Genomic DNA, 13,653 nt, shown 5'->3' with positions numbered 1-13,653 from the left:
ACCCTCTCCGAACCGGGGCGCATGGACCCCAATCTCGACCGCTTCGACTCGAGGCGCTCGACCGTCCGCGCCGACCGCGGGATGGTCGCAACGAGCCAGCCGCTGGCAGCCCAGGCGGGCCTCTCGACGCTCCGGGATGGCGGCAACGCCTTCGACGCCGCGGTCGCGACCGCCGCGGCGCTAAACGTCGTCGAGCCCACATCGACGGGCCTCGGCGGCGACGTCTTCGCGCTCTACCGGACCGCCGACGGCGACGTCGGCGCGATGCGCTCCTGTGGCGGTGCGCCCGAGGACGCCACCATCGACGCAGTCAGGAACGCCCTCGAGGAGGCCGATCCGGAGATTCGATCCTCCTACTACCCCGCCTCCCGGGGCTACGCGACCGACGAAGGCGAAAGCGACGAGGGAATCAAGATGCCGTTTCTCGGCCCCCACACCGTGACGGTGCCCGGCAGCGCCCGCGGCTGGGAGGCGACCGTCTCCGAGCTGGGGCGGCTCACCCTTCCGGATGTCCTCGAGCCCGCGATCCACTACGCGACCGAGGGGTATCCGGTCTCGGAGGTGATCGCCTCCCACTGGGCGGGCGCCGACCGCCTGTTCACCGACGACCACGCACGCGCGGCCTACCTCTTCGACGACGAGGCACCCGACGTCGGTCAGCGGGTCCGACTCCCCGAACTCGGTGACTCGCTCGCCACGATCGCCCGGGAGGGCGCAGACGCCGTCTACGAGGGAGAGATCGCCGACGAGATCGTCTCGGAGATTCGGGGAAAGGGCGGGTTCATGAGGCACGACGACCTCGCCTCCTTCGAACCCGAGTTTGTCGATCCCGTCAGCACGACGTACAACGGCAGCGAGATCTACGAGCTGCCGCCGAACAACCAGGGACTGATCGCACTCGAAGCCTTGAACATCGCCGAGGAGATCGGTGCGGGCGAGCACGACTACGACTCCCCCGAGCGGGTCCACGCCTTCGCCGAGGCGACGAAGCTCGCCTTCGTCGACGGCCACCGCTACATTACGGATCCCGCGTACGAACAGATCCCGCCGCTCGGGTCGAAATCGTACGCCCACGAGCGGGCGGGCGAGATCGGTCCCTCGCCGATCCAGGATCCCGCCGTCGGCGTCCCGGGTTCGAACGCGGAGGATAGCGACACCGTGCTCCTGACGGTCGCCGACGAGGAGGGAAACCTCGTCTCGTACATCAACTCCCGCTTTGCGGGCTTCGGCAGCGGCCTGGTCGCGGGCGACACCGGGATCGCCCTCCAGAACCGCGGCGCCTCCTTCTCGCTGGATCCGGACCACCCCAACAGCTTAGAGCCAGGAAAGCGGCCGTTCCACACCCTGATTCCCGCGATCGGGGAGTTCCCCGAGCAGGGGTGGGCCGCCTTCGGCGTGATGGGCGGCTACATGCAGCCCCAGGGCCACGTCCAGGTCGTCTCGAACCTCGTCGACTACGGGATGACCCCCCAGGAAGCCCTCGACGCGCCCCGGTGGCGCTACCGCGAGGACGGTACGTTGGGAATCGAAGAACGGCTTCCGGGGGCGACGAAGCTCGCTCGGAAGGGCCACGACGTCCGCGTGCTTCCCCCGGTGATGTTCGGCGGTGCCCAGTTCGTCGGTTGGCCCGACGGGCTCGCGGGCGCGACCGAACCCCGCAAGGACGGGTCGGCTGTCGGTTACTGACGGCGGGAGTCGGGATCGACGTCGGCGTCGGTCCCCACGTCGGTTCCGGTATCGGTTCCTGTACCGGTTCCTCGTCCCGTGTCAGTGCTGACATCGGTTCCGGCGCCGACGCCCGCGGTGGTACCGTCGTCGATCGGTTCGGGGTGCTCGTCATGCCACTCTCGGCAGCGTTCCTCGACGACGCTCTCGGCGTGGCGATCGCTCGCGGCGTCGAACTCGATCGTAAAGCTCGTCCGCCCGGTCTGGATCGGCTCGGCGTCCCCGCCCCGTCGGTCCTCCTCGGGCGTCCGGGCCCGCAGGACCCGTTCTTCGACCTCGACAGCGGCCTCCTCCGGTGGGTCCCGGAGGTCGAAGCTCACGACGAAGTCCCGCTCGACGTCGAACACCTGGTCGTCCCGGTCGCCCTCGGCGTCGCCTGCCGCCTTGCGGTAGGTGTAGGCCCCCGAGAACTCGAGGTCGTGGTCGGCCTCGGCGCTGACGTTGCTTTGAGTAAAGGTCGCGGTCTCGGGATCGACGACGGTCTCGCCCGGCCCCGTCGAGATCTCGCGGGCGCCCCCCTCGCGGTCGTCGTCCTGGAGGCGTTCCTCGGCGAACTCCGAAAGCGAGTCCAGACCCAGGCTGTCGCCGAGGTCCTCGATGACCCCGCCGAGGCCCCCCGAGTCGTCGACGTCGCGTTCGGTGTCCTCGCGGGGGATGAGACGGCGCTCTTCCTCGTCGACATCGGCCTCGAAGACGGTTTCGCGTTCCTCGTCGTAGACCAACACGCCCGTCCCGCCGGCACCCGTACCGCCAGCGGCGCCGAAGGTGCCGAGGTAGTGGCCGGAGCCGGTCGTCGTCTCGCCATGGTCGGCGATCGGCCAGCTGTCGTAGGCGAAGTCCTCCTCGGATCGAACGGAGTCGCCGGGAGCGGGATCGCTCCTCGAGGCGTTCCGGTCCGTGTTCGGGTCGGGGTCGTCCTGTGACATGGTACCCCGGATCTACAGCGAACGGGATATTAACGGTTGTGCGGACAGTCGCCTGCATGCCCGTCCTCGCCGGTCGAAAACGAGAGGTCGGTCGACGGCGCCGAGTGGGTGAGACTCCCCATCGAGATCACGTCGACCCCTGTTGCGGCGTACGCCGGCACGTCCTCGACGGTGATTCCGCCGCTGGCCTCCGCGAGGACCGCGGAGTCGGCCAGCCGGGAGACCGCCTCCGTGACCTCCGCGGGCGCCATGTTGTCGAGCAAGACGATATCGGCGCCGGCCGCCGCCGCACGCGGCGCGTCGGCGACCGTCTCGACTTCGACCTCGACGTTCGTCACGAACGAGACCCGCTCGCGGAAGCGGTCGATGGCGCCCTCGAGACCCATCTCGGCGACGTGGTTGTCCTTTACCATCACCATGTGCGAGAGATCGAGCCGGTGGGTGTCGCCCCCGCCGGCGACGACCGCTCGCTTTTCGAGTCCCCGAAGACCGGGCGTCGTTTTCCGGGTCGCGGCGATCCGCACCTCCCGGCTCTCCTCGCGGGCGGCTTCGACGGCCCGCGCGGTCCGCGTCGCAATCCCCGAGGCGTGGCCCACGAGGTTTACCGCGACCCGCTCGCCTCGAAGCATCTCGCGGGCCGGTCCGGAGACCGAGAGGAGCGGGTCGCCCGCCTCGATCCGGTCTCCGGGGCCGACGGTCCGCTCGACCTCACAGTCGAGGTAGTCGAAGACCGCAGTCGCCGCCTCAAGGCCCGCCACCGTGGCCGGCTCCGTGGCGTACAGCGTTCCGACCGTCTCGCCGGGGATCTGGTTCGTGACGTCGTGGTGGCCGACGTCCTCGGTCAACCACTTCTCGACGTCCGAGTCGGTGATCACGGCCGGTTCCCGGCCTCCTGGCCCGGGCTCTCGACCCCCCGTTCGTCCCCAGCGAGGTAGTGACAGCCCCGCGACTCGGGGTTCTCGCCGGCCGCCCGCGCGACCAGCAGCGCCGTGACGCAGGCGTGGCGGAGCTCGTATAGCTCGCGGGCGGTCCGCGTACGGACGTAGGCGTCCACCTCGCCTTTCAGCCTGCGCAGGACGGCGGCCGCCCGGCGGATCTCCGCTGGCTCGCGCACAAGCCCGAGGTGGTCGTCCATCGTCCGGCGCAGCCGGCGGGCTTTCTCCTCGGCGAAGCGCTCGGGAAGGTCGGGATCCCGGTCCAAGAGCTCCGGCGCCTCAAGGGCGGGGTCGCTTCGCTTCGAGCCCGATCCCGCCTCGCTCGCCGCGTCCTCACCAGCCCGCAGCCCCCACACGAGGCCCTCGAGCAGGCTCGTGCTCGCGAGCCGGTTGGCACCGTGGACGCCCGTCCGGGAACACTCGCCGACGGCGTAGAGGCCGTCGAGGCTCGCCCGTCCGTGGTCGTCGACCGCGATTCCGCCACACAGGAAGTGCTCGCAGGGCGCGACCGGGATCTCCTCGCCCGCGACCCCCCGTTCGCGACACTTCGTCTCGAGGTCCGGGAACTCCTCGGCGAACTCCACGGGCGAAACGTCGAGGACGACCTCCCCCGTTTCCTCGCGCTCGCGGGCGACCGCGCGGGCGACGACGTCCCGGGGGGCGAGTTCGGCGTCCGCGTGGTAGGCGGGCATGAATCGATCGCCGTCGGCGTTTCGCAACAGTGCGCCCTCGCCGCGCAACGCCTCCGAGAGCAAGAACGTGTTTTCGCCATCATAGGCCGTCGGGTGAAACTGGACGTACTCCATGTCCGCGACGTCCGCTCCGGCGAGTGCGGCCATGGCGATTCCGTCCCCTGTCGCGCCCGCGGGGTTGGTCGACCGGGGGTAGAGTGAGCCGATCCCGCCGGTCGCGAGCACCGTCGCCCCCGCGTAGATCGAATGACCCGTCGGCGCCTCGTCGGTGAGGACACCCTGTACCTGGCCCTCGTGGGTCACGAGCTCGAGGACCGCGGTGTCCTGGCGGATCTCCACTCCCTCCATCCCGTCGAGATGGTTCAGAAACGGCCGGAGGATGTGGGTTCCCGTCGAGGCGTCGACGTGGAGGATGCGTTCCTCGGAGTGGGCGGCCTCGCGGGCGTAGTCGAACCCGGTTCCAGTGGAATCGAACTCGATTCCCAGGATCTCGACGAGGACCTCGTGGACCGCATCATCGGCGTTCTCGACGAGCGTGTCGACCGCCGCCGGGTCGGCGGTCCCATCGCTCGCGACCAGAATATCCTGCTTGAGCGAGTCCGGATCGCCACGGGTCGTCGAGATCCCGCCCTGGGCCCAGTCGGTGCTCGCGCCCTCCGGCCGTTCGGCTTTCGTGACCACCAGAACCTCGCTCCCCTCGCGGGCGGCCGCGAGCGCGGCCGCACAGCCCGCGATCCCGCTTCCGACGACGACCACGTCCCGCCGTTCGTGTTCGTTCCCGCCCATCTCAGACCTCCAGCATCCGTTCGAGGGCGACTCCCGCGAGCTCCTTTTCCTCGGGGGCGACCTCGATGACGTTTCGCTCGCGGCCCGCTACGAGTTCCTCTAAGACCCAGGTGAGGTAGTTGGGGTCGATCTGGCGCATCGCGTTGCAGTCCATGCAGGCGTCGCCACAGAGGGGGACGACGTTCACCTCGGGATACCACCGCCGCAGGTGATTCGTCAGGTGGATCTCGGTTCCGATCGCCCACGTCTCGCCCGGCTCGGCCTCCTCGATCGTCTCGCGGATCTCGGCGGTCGAACCCGCCCGGTCGGCCGCCTCGACGACCTCGCGGCGGCACTCGGGGTGGACGATGACGCTGGCCCCTTCGTACTCCTCGCGGACCTGCTCTATGTGGCTTTCGCGGAACCGTTCGTGGACCTGGCAGTAGCCCTCCCAGAGGACGATATCGCTCTTTGCGACCTCCGCGGCGTCTTTCCCCTCGGGATCCCAGGGATCCCACTCGGCGATCGAGTCCTCCATCCCCAGCCGATGGGCCGTGTTCTCCCCGAGGTGCTTGTCCGGGAGAAAGAGGATCTTGTCGCCCCGATCCAGGGCCCACTCGAAGGCGCGGTGGGCGTTCGAGGAGGTACAGACGAGCCCGCCCTGGGCCGCACAGAACGCCTTCAGGTCCGCGTACGAGTTCATGTACGTTATCGGGATGATTTCGGCGTCGGGTGCGGCCCCGGTGATCTCGGCCCAGGCGGCATCGACCTGGAGGGCCTCGGCCATCCCCGCCATCGGGCAGGAGGCCTCCATCGAGGGCAGGATCACCGTTTGTTCGTCGTCGGTGATGATGTCGGCGCTCTCGGCCATGAACGTCACCCCGCCGAAGATCACGTAGTCGGCGTCCGCCTCGGCGGCCCGCTTGGAGAGTCCGTACGAGTCCCCCACGAAGTCGGCGTGTTCGACGATCTCCCGGCGCTGGTAGTTGTGGCCCAACACGACGACGCTGTCGCCGAGTTCCGAGAGGGCGGCCTCGATTCGGGGCCCGCGTTGGGCCTCGTCCAGTCCCCGGTACCGGGGCGGCAACTGCTCTAAGTTATCGTACTTGAACAGGCTCAGGTCGGTCTCGATCTCGGCGGTTTCCATCTCGACCATGTTACGATCAGTGACCACCACTCACACGCCCTAGTTGAAAACTATTTTCCTTCAAAGACCAGTATCGGTAGCTATTCGATTTTGTGGTCGTGTTTTGGTTGTCCGATATTCCGACGGAGTCGAACTGAAGACATGATATTCCCGAACCCCGCGTATGCGACGGTCGGATTCTTGTGACTGCCCTCCGTACGACGGGTATGGCCCTGGAGGAGTACTTCAGCGACTTCACCGACCGGGACTGGGAGCGCGAATCGCCCGAGGGTCGGGTCCGGATGGCGATCGTCGGGATCGGCGGCTTCGCCCGCGAGCGGGCCCTCCCCGGGATCCAGGACGGGACGTACTGCGAGACGACGGTCCTCGTGACCGGCTCGCCGGGCTCTACCGCCGAGGTCGCCGGGGAGTACGGAATCGACCACGTCGTCGGCTACGATGCCTTCCTCGCAGGCGAGAAACGCGAGGCATACGACGCGGTCTACGTCGCCGCGCCCAACGCCCTCCACGGCGAGTACGCGGTCGCCGCCGCCGAGGCCGGGAAACACGTCATCTGCGAGAAGCCCCTTGAGACCTCCGTCGCCGAGGCCCGCGAGGTCGTCTCCGCCTGCGACGACGCGGGGGTTACCCTGATGACCGCCTACCGGCTCCAGTGCGAGCCGACGGTCAGGCGCACCCGTGATCTCCTCGCGGACGGCGTCGTCGGCGACGTCGTCCAGGTCCATGGCGGTTTCTCGAACCCCCTGCTGGATCATGCCTCGCCCGACACCTGGCGGCTCGATCCCGACCTCGCTGGCGGGGGCGCACTCGTCGACCTCGGGGTCTACCCGCTGAACACCGTCCGGTATCTGCTGGACTGCGATCCCGACTCCGTCTACGCCTCGACGATCTCGACCGACCCCGCCTTCGAGGCCGTCGACGAACACGTCGCCTTCCAGCTCGAGTTCCCGACCGGCACGACGGCCTCCTGTACGGCGAGTTTCAACGCCCACGCCAGCAGCCAGCTCGAGCTCGTCGGCACCGATGGGAGGGTCCGGATCGCCTCGGCGTTCGGCGGAGTAGTTCCCCACGAGATGATAGTCGAAAGCGGTGAGATGCGGATGGAACACGCGGGCGAACCCGTAGATGAAGTCCGCGAGGAGTTCGACTACTTCGGCTACTGCGTGTTGACGGGAACCGACCCCGAACCCGACGGCCGCGACGGGCTTGCAGACCTCCGGGCGATCGAGGCGGCCTACGACGCCGCCGAGCGGGGCGAACGGGTTTCGCTGTAACCCCTGCCGCCGGGAACGACACCGCTTTCTCGCGGGAGCCGAAACCGCCGGCCGCATGAGCCAGCATACGGTCGCGATCGTCGGAACCGGGCCGGACCCCGCGAATCCAACCGTCTCGGGGTTCGCCATGGGTTATCGCCACGCCGAGGCCTACCGCAACCACGAGGACTGCCGGGTCGCCGCCTGTGCCGACGTCGTCCCCGAGAACGGCGAGGCGTTCGCCGACGAGTTCGGGATCAGCGAGGGGAACGTCTTCGAGGACTACGAGGCGATGCTCGCGGCCGTCGAGCCGGAGATCGTCTCGGTCTGCGTCCCGCCGGCGATCCACGCCGACATCGTCGTCGGCTGTGCGGAGAGCGGCGCCGTCCGGGCGATCCACTGCGAGAAGCCGATGGCCGACACCTTGGAGAACGCACGCCGGATGGTCGAGGTCTGCGACCGCGAGGGCGTCGGGCTCACCTTCAACCGCCAGCGCCGGTTCGGACGGCCGTTCACCGAGGCCAAACGGCTGCTCGACGACGGCGCGATCGGGGACCTGGAGCGCGTCGAGATCGGCTGGGGCGACTTCTACGACACCGGCGCCCACACGATCGATCTCGCGGGGATGTTCAACGACGACCGGCCTGCCGAGTGGGTTATCGCCCAACTCGACTATCGCACCGAGGACGTCCGCTTTGGCGCCCACCAGGAGAACCAGATCTGGGCCCAGTGGCGCTACGAGAACGGCGTCTACGGCGTCATGTCCACCGGCGAGGGATCGGACTTCGTGGACGCCGCCCTCGCCCTTCGGGGCACCGGCGGAACGATCCGGATCGACGCCCCCGACGGGCCGATGCTCGAGGTCGAACGCGACGGCGAACGCGAGTCCGTAGACGTCGGCGGCGAGACGATGCACGCCGCACCGACCGAGGAAGAACGGTTCGGCTCGGTGTTCCAGGACCGCTCGATCGCCGCGGTCGTCCGCTCTCTGGAGACCGGCGACCCCTCCGAACTCCGCGGCGAGATCGGGCTCCAGACCGCCGGGGTGATCTTCGGGGGCTACGAATCCGTCCGCCGGCGCGCCCGGATCGACCTCCCCGTCGAGGTCGAGGACAACCCTCTCGAGGCGCTCGTCGAATCCGGGGAGCTCTCGCCGCGGACCCAGGACTGATACCTCTCCGGAAAATTATATAATTCCCATAATATAATATTCCCACCATTCTACGAAATTTACTATTATCAATATTTATATATTGAGCGGTCGGCTGAGTTTCCACCTATTATCGCCGTTGCTGGATTCTATCACCGAATATCACCCCTTTAGGACTCTCGCTGATGCCCACACTTTCTCTATACTTTCGCGTTTAGGTATATTCTCTATACATAAAATTATATTTTATTTTCAATAGCTCCGGACGGACCGTTTCGAGCCGGTCCGGGTGGTACGGATTACATCCCTACGGTCGTAACTCCACTGTCGACGTTCCACGATCCGAACGCCCGAATCGACGGTTGTAATCTATTTATTACCTGTATATCTTTCTACTTTTTCGATCGAGAACAGGGAGAGGGAGCCGTCCCGCTATCGTTGATTATCTGTTTTCACCTATCGAGACATAACCTGTAGAAGAGGTTCGGTCGAGCGGAGACTAGGGGACGGAACCGAGGGAGGGAAACGGCCGTCGGCTACCGCCCGGCTCACGTCGCCGACGCAGGCCCCGGCGAGCTAGCGGGGCTTCTGTGCTACCGAAAGCCCGGCGCCGAGCGCCGAAACGCCGCTACTCCCGTCGCTGGCCACTGGTCGGGCCCGTACTGTCATCGGTCGATAATTAGGCGGCTGCTACTCGAGTACAAGGACGCCCACGGAACTGGTCGGCAACCAACATGGAGAACGTTCCGCGTGAGGCGGAGAAACGGGTGAGCCCGAAAACGGCGATCCGCGATCAGTCCGCCGACGACTGTTCGCCCTCGTTCCCGGGGCCCTCGCCGGCCAGTTCCGGGCTCGACCAGTACTCGTGGTCGTCGAGTTCGCGGAAACAGGCGACCTCGTGGTCGGCGTCCACCTGGTAGGACTCGGGCGTCTCGCCCCGACAAGCCTCCCGGGCCTCCGGACACCGGGTGTGGAACCGACAGCCTGCGGGCGGGTTCTTCGGATCGGGGATGTCGATCGCGCGCACCGGCGGCTCGCCGCTGGCCTCCTCTTTCAAGTTCGGCGTCGCCCACCGGAGCACCTTCGTGTAGGGGTGTTTCGGATTGTTGATGATCTCCTCGGCGGGGCCGATCTCGACCAGCCGGCCGAGGTACATTACCCCGATCCGACCGCCGCCGTGGGCGGCGAAGTATCTCGCGTTCGAGAGGTCGTGGCTGACGGCGACGAAGGAGGTGTCGAACTGGTCCTGGAGTTCGAGCATCAGGTCCATCATCTCGACGCGCAGGGAGACGTCCAGCGCCGAGATGGCCTCGTCGGCGAGGATGACGTCGGGGTCCATGAGCAGCGCGCGCACGAGCGCGACGCGCTGTTTCTCGCCGCCCGACAGCTGGTGTGGGTATCGGCTCGCGTAGTCCTCGGCGGGCGTCATCCCGACCCGTTCGAGCATCTGGAGCACCTGTGCACGACGGTCGCCGGCGCTCATGTCTTTCTGCCAGCGCCGCAGGGGCGCCTCAAGGGTCTTCATCACCCGGCGGTTGGGGTTGAGCGAGCTTCCGGGGTCCTGGTGGATGATCTGGAGCGCCCGGCGGATGTCGCCGTAGGGAACCTCCACGTCGCCCTTCTTGTCCTTGGCCTGCCAGATGTCCTGGCCCCGATAGGAGACGCTGCCGCCGGTCGGGCGCTGGAGCCCGATCGCGGTCTTGCCCAGCGTGGTCTTCCCACAGCCCGACTCGCCGACGAGACAGACCACGTCGTTTTCCTCGATGTCGAGGCTGACGCCGTCGACCGCGTGGACGGTCTCGGGCTCGCTGAAGAAGTCGAAGGTTCCCCCCGACTCCTCGAAGTGGACCTCGACGTCCTTCAGGGAGATCAGCGGCTCCGTGCTACTCATCGTTCACCTCGCGTTCGATGTTGAACGGGATCGCCTCGCTTGCCTCCTCCCAGTGGAAGCAAGCCGCCAGGTGATCCTCGGTGTGGGTTGGCCTGAATCCGGGGTCCTGGCTCACACACTCCTCGTCGGCGAGCGGACACCGGGGATGGTACGAACAGCCCTCCGGGACGTTCACCGGGTCCGGCGCCGAGCCCTCGATCGGGCGCATCTCCGACAGCGGCGCGTCGAGATTCGGCGTCGCGTTCAGCAGCGAGCGGGTGTAAGGGTGGGCCGCCCGCGAGAGGATCGAATCGCTGTCGGCGACCTCGACCAACTCGAAAGCGTACATCACCGCCAGCCGGTCGGCGAGTTCGGCGATCAGGGGCAGGTCGTGGGTGATGAAGACGAGCGTGAGGTCGTACTTCGCCTTGAGCTCCTCCAACAGGGCCAAGATCGAGCGCTGCATCAGGAGGTCGAGGGCGGCGGTCGGCTCGTCCATCACGAGCACGTCGGGCTCTAGGACCAGCGAGAGCGCGATCAGCGCGCGCTGTTGCATGCCACCCGAGAGTTCGTGGGCAAAGGAGTCGAGTACCCGATCGGGCTCGAGGTAGAGGTCGGCCAGGAGCTCCCTGGCCCGCTCCATCCCCGCCTCGACGTCGTACTCGTGGGCTTTCAGGGTCTCCTCGAAATGGCCTCCGACCTTCATCGTCGGGTTAAAGGAGCTCATCGCGCCCTGGAACACCATCGAGATGTCCTCCCAGCGAAGCTCCCTGATTCCTTCCTGGTCCTGGGCGAGGACGTCAACGGGCTCGCCGTCTGGGGGATGGAACGTGATCTCCCCCGACAGGATGCCCGGATCGACGACGGCGTCGAGCATCGCGGAGGCGAGCATCGACTTCCCCGAGCCCGACTCGCCGACGATGCCGAGTACCTCGCCGCGTTCGATGTCGATCGAGACGTTGTCGAGCACCCGCGAGACGCCCCGGTCCATCTCGAAGACGACCTCGGCGTCTCTGATCTCGAGGATCGGGTCGGCGACCTCGTGGGTCCTCGCGTCGTTCGTTCGCGTTGGTTCGTGCGTGCTCATTTATGTGATCGTCGTCGTCACTTGGTCGTCGCCCTCCTCTTCGGTCTCGCCCGATCCCCGGTGTCTGACGCGGGGGTTGAACAGTCGGTCGGTCCCCTGGGAGAACAGGATGAGTCCGAACGAAAGCCCCACGATCACCGCCATCGGGATCAGGAGCTGATAGGCTCGTTCGGGGACGAGCAGCGCGCTCGCGTGGGTGTAGGCGAACTGCATCATCACGCCCCAGTTGTCGGAGTAGCTCCCGTGGGCCAGGATGCCCAAGAAGTAGAGCCCGACGCCGTTGAAGATCACCTGGCGTGCCGACATCACGAAGTTGACCATGATGTACGGCATCAGGTTCGGCAGAATGTCCTTCTGGATGATCCGCGGTGTGGTGATCCCCATCGTCCGGGAGGCCTCGACGTAGGAGTGTTCCCGGATCGAGAGCACCTGGGCCCGGATCGTCCGGGCGAGGCCGGCCCACCAGCCGACGACCAGCAGCGGGCCGATGATCCAGGGGTTTCGCGGATCGATCATCGTCGCGACGACGATCACCAGCGGCAGGCCGGGAATCGTCATGACGACGTCCGATATCGTCGTGAGAACGGAATCGACCCGTCCGCCCTTGTAGCCGGCGACGGTGCCGACGACGGTGGCGACGACGACGACGTAGACGCCGCCGGCGAACGTCATCTTCAGCATGTCCGGGGTCGCGTGGACGATCCCTCCCAGGATGTCCCGGCCCGTCGAGTCGGTCCCGAGCGGGTACTCCATGCTCTGGAAGGGGGGCTGATTGTTGTACTCGAAGCCGCCGAACTGGTTGGAGGTCGGCTGTTCGATGATCGTGACGCCCTCCCAGATCCCGAAGCTCGAACCCGAGATCCAGGCGATCAGCCCCATCGCCAGATAGCCGGCGATGAGAAAGAGCCCGACTTTCATCCGCCAGTCGCGCCAGGCCTCCCGCGCGGGCAGGTAGACCGCCTCGTGGAGGAACTCGCGGTAGCGCTGGACGGTCGTGACGTCCTCGGTCGCCTCGAAGGCGAAGACGTCGCCGGTGCCGCCGTCGGCCGCCGGCTTCGTCCCGCCGTCGGTCGCGCGGTCGTCGTCAGTACGCTTCATTGTCACCTCCGGCCTCGACACGCGGGTCGATCTTCCCGTAGGTCATGTCGGCGATCAACACCGCGACGATCACACAGATCGTGATGACGAGGAACGTCCCCATCATCACCGGGTAGTCGCGGTTGTCGATCGAGTCGAACATGTAGTAGCCGATCCCCCGGTAGGAGAAGATCTCCTCCAAGATGATCGACGAGCCGAACATGAACCCGATCGTGATGAGGAAGCTCGTCCACATCGGGAGGACGGCGTTTCGCCCGACGTATCGCAGCGCGATCCGCCGGTCGGTCAGCCCCCGGAGCTTCGCGACCCGGATGTAGTCCTGACCCAACACCTGGATGCTGTTGCCCCGCATCCCCAGGGCAAACCCGCCCCACGAGGTGATGACGAACGACGCCGCCGGCAGGACGGCGTGGTAGAGCGCCCCGCCGACGAACGCGAGCGTGAACCCCGGTTCGACGTCGCTCGGATACCGCCCGGAAAGCGGGAACGCCGAGAGTTCGATAGCCAGTACGTAGATCAGGATGACCGCCGCGACGTAGTAGGGGACCGAGCTGAGGAAGATGGCGATCAGGCTCGAGCCCACGTCGAACCGTGAGCCCTCCCGGTAGGCCATGACGGCCCCGAGACCGAGCCCCATGACGAAGACGAAAAGCAGGCTGATCGTCATCACGAACGCCGTCCAGGGCAGCGCCCGCGCGATGATGTCGAACACCGGCTCCTGATAGTTGATCGACTCCCCCAGGTTCCCCTGGGCGAGGTTCACCATGTACTCGATGTACGCCTCGTGGAGCGGGCGGTCGGGGTCGACGCCGATCCGCTGGGCGACCATCGCGTTGATCTCCTGGGTGCTCATGTTGGGCTGTTGTTCCCTGATCTGGGAGGCCAGGCGCTGTGAGGGGCTGCCGGGCATCGTCCGGACCAACACGAAGGTGAGCGTCGCTACGGCGAAGACGGTAAACAGTCCCTGTCCGATCCGCTTTATGAACCAGTTCATACGAGTGATGA

11 protein-coding genes are annotated in these 13,653 nt (G+C 66.8%); 3 read left to right on the top strand and 8 right to left on the bottom strand.

The window, feature by feature from the left end; genetic code table 11:
* The first annotated feature begins 21 nt into the window (after positions 1-21).
* Positions 22-1,686, top strand: coding sequence for a gamma-glutamyltransferase family protein (locus DVH23_RS11160; protein WP_114577516.1), 1,665 nt, complete (start codon positions 22-24; stop codon positions 1,684-1,686).
* Here the strand turns inward: DVH23_RS11160 and DVH23_RS11155 are convergent.
* From DVH23_RS11155 to nadA, 4 genes are read right to left on the bottom strand one after another with little or no spacing between them, the layout of a single operon-like run.
* On the bottom strand, positions 1,680-2,651 hold the full coding sequence (locus DVH23_RS11155; RefSeq protein WP_114577515.1) for a hypothetical protein: 972 nt from the start codon (positions 2,649-2,651) through the stop codon (positions 1,680-1,682). The genes DVH23_RS11160 and DVH23_RS11155 overlap by 7 nt on opposite strands.
* Positions 2,652-2,680: 29 nt before the next feature.
* The gene (nadC, locus tag DVH23_RS11150) at positions 2,681-3,526 is read right to left on the bottom strand and encodes a carboxylating nicotinate-nucleotide diphosphorylase (protein ID WP_114577514.1); all 846 of its coding nucleotides are present in this window, start codon (positions 3,524-3,526) and stop codon (positions 2,681-2,683) included.
* Positions 3,523-5,064: an L-aspartate oxidase gene (locus tag DVH23_RS11145; RefSeq protein WP_114577513.1), complete on the bottom strand. Its 1,542-nt coding sequence runs from the start codon at positions 5,062-5,064 to the stop codon at positions 3,523-3,525. The genes nadC and DVH23_RS11145 overlap by 4 nt, the downstream gene beginning before the upstream one ends.
* Position 5,065: 1 nt before the next feature.
* The gene (gene nadA, locus DVH23_RS11140; protein ID WP_114577512.1) at positions 5,066-6,199 is read right to left on the bottom strand and encodes a quinolinate synthase NadA; all 1,134 of its coding nucleotides are present in this window, start codon (positions 6,197-6,199) and stop codon (positions 5,066-5,068) included.
* Between the two features lie 197 nt (positions 6,200-6,396).
* On the opposite strand from nadA, the gene gfo6 reads away from it, so the two are divergent.
* Together gfo6 and DVH23_RS11130 are read left to right on the top strand one after the other, a co-directional pair.
* Positions 6,397-7,464 (top strand): D-xylose 1-dehydrogenase Gfo6, encoded by a 1,068-nt coding sequence (gfo6, locus tag DVH23_RS11135; RefSeq protein ID WP_114577511.1) that lies wholly within the window; start codon positions 6,397-6,399, stop codon positions 7,462-7,464.
* Positions 7,465-7,519: 55 nt separating this feature from the next.
* Positions 7,520-8,614, top strand: a complete 1,095-nt coding sequence (locus DVH23_RS11130; protein ID WP_198667912.1) for a Gfo/Idh/MocA family protein — start codon at positions 7,520-7,522, stop codon at positions 8,612-8,614.
* Positions 8,615-9,386: 772 nt separating this feature from the next.
* Here DVH23_RS11130 and DVH23_RS11125 read toward each other — a convergent pair.
* The 4 genes from DVH23_RS11125 to DVH23_RS11110 are packed head-to-tail and all read right to left on the bottom strand — an operon-like array spanning position 9,387 to position 13,642.
* Complete coding sequence (locus DVH23_RS11125; protein ID WP_114577510.1) at positions 9,387-10,484, bottom strand: ABC transporter ATP-binding protein; 1,098 nt, start codon at positions 10,482-10,484, stop codon at positions 9,387-9,389.
* On the bottom strand, positions 10,477-11,550 hold the full coding sequence (locus tag DVH23_RS11120; RefSeq protein WP_114577509.1) for an ABC transporter ATP-binding protein: 1,074 nt from the start codon (positions 11,548-11,550) through the stop codon (positions 10,477-10,479). The genes DVH23_RS11125 and DVH23_RS11120 overlap by 8 nt, the downstream gene beginning before the upstream one ends.
* Entirely contained in the window at positions 11,551-12,648 is a 1,098-nt protein-coding gene (locus tag DVH23_RS11115) for an ABC transporter permease (RefSeq protein ID WP_114577508.1), read from the bottom strand.
* Positions 12,635-13,642 (bottom strand): ABC transporter permease, encoded by a 1,008-nt coding sequence (locus tag DVH23_RS11110; protein ID WP_114577507.1) that lies wholly within the window; start codon positions 13,640-13,642, stop codon positions 12,635-12,637. The genes DVH23_RS11115 and DVH23_RS11110 overlap by 14 nt, the downstream gene beginning before the upstream one ends.
* Between the last annotated feature and the right edge of the window lie 11 nt (positions 13,643-13,653).

This window comes from Saliphagus sp. LR7, assembly GCF_003344565.1.
In the GTDB taxonomy this organism is placed as follows: Archaea; Halobacteriota; Halobacteria; order Halobacteriales; family Natrialbaceae; genus Saliphagus; species Saliphagus infecundisoli.
The sequence above is the reverse complement of the archived record's forward strand: the minus strand, read 5'-3'. Positions and strand labels throughout refer to the sequence as shown.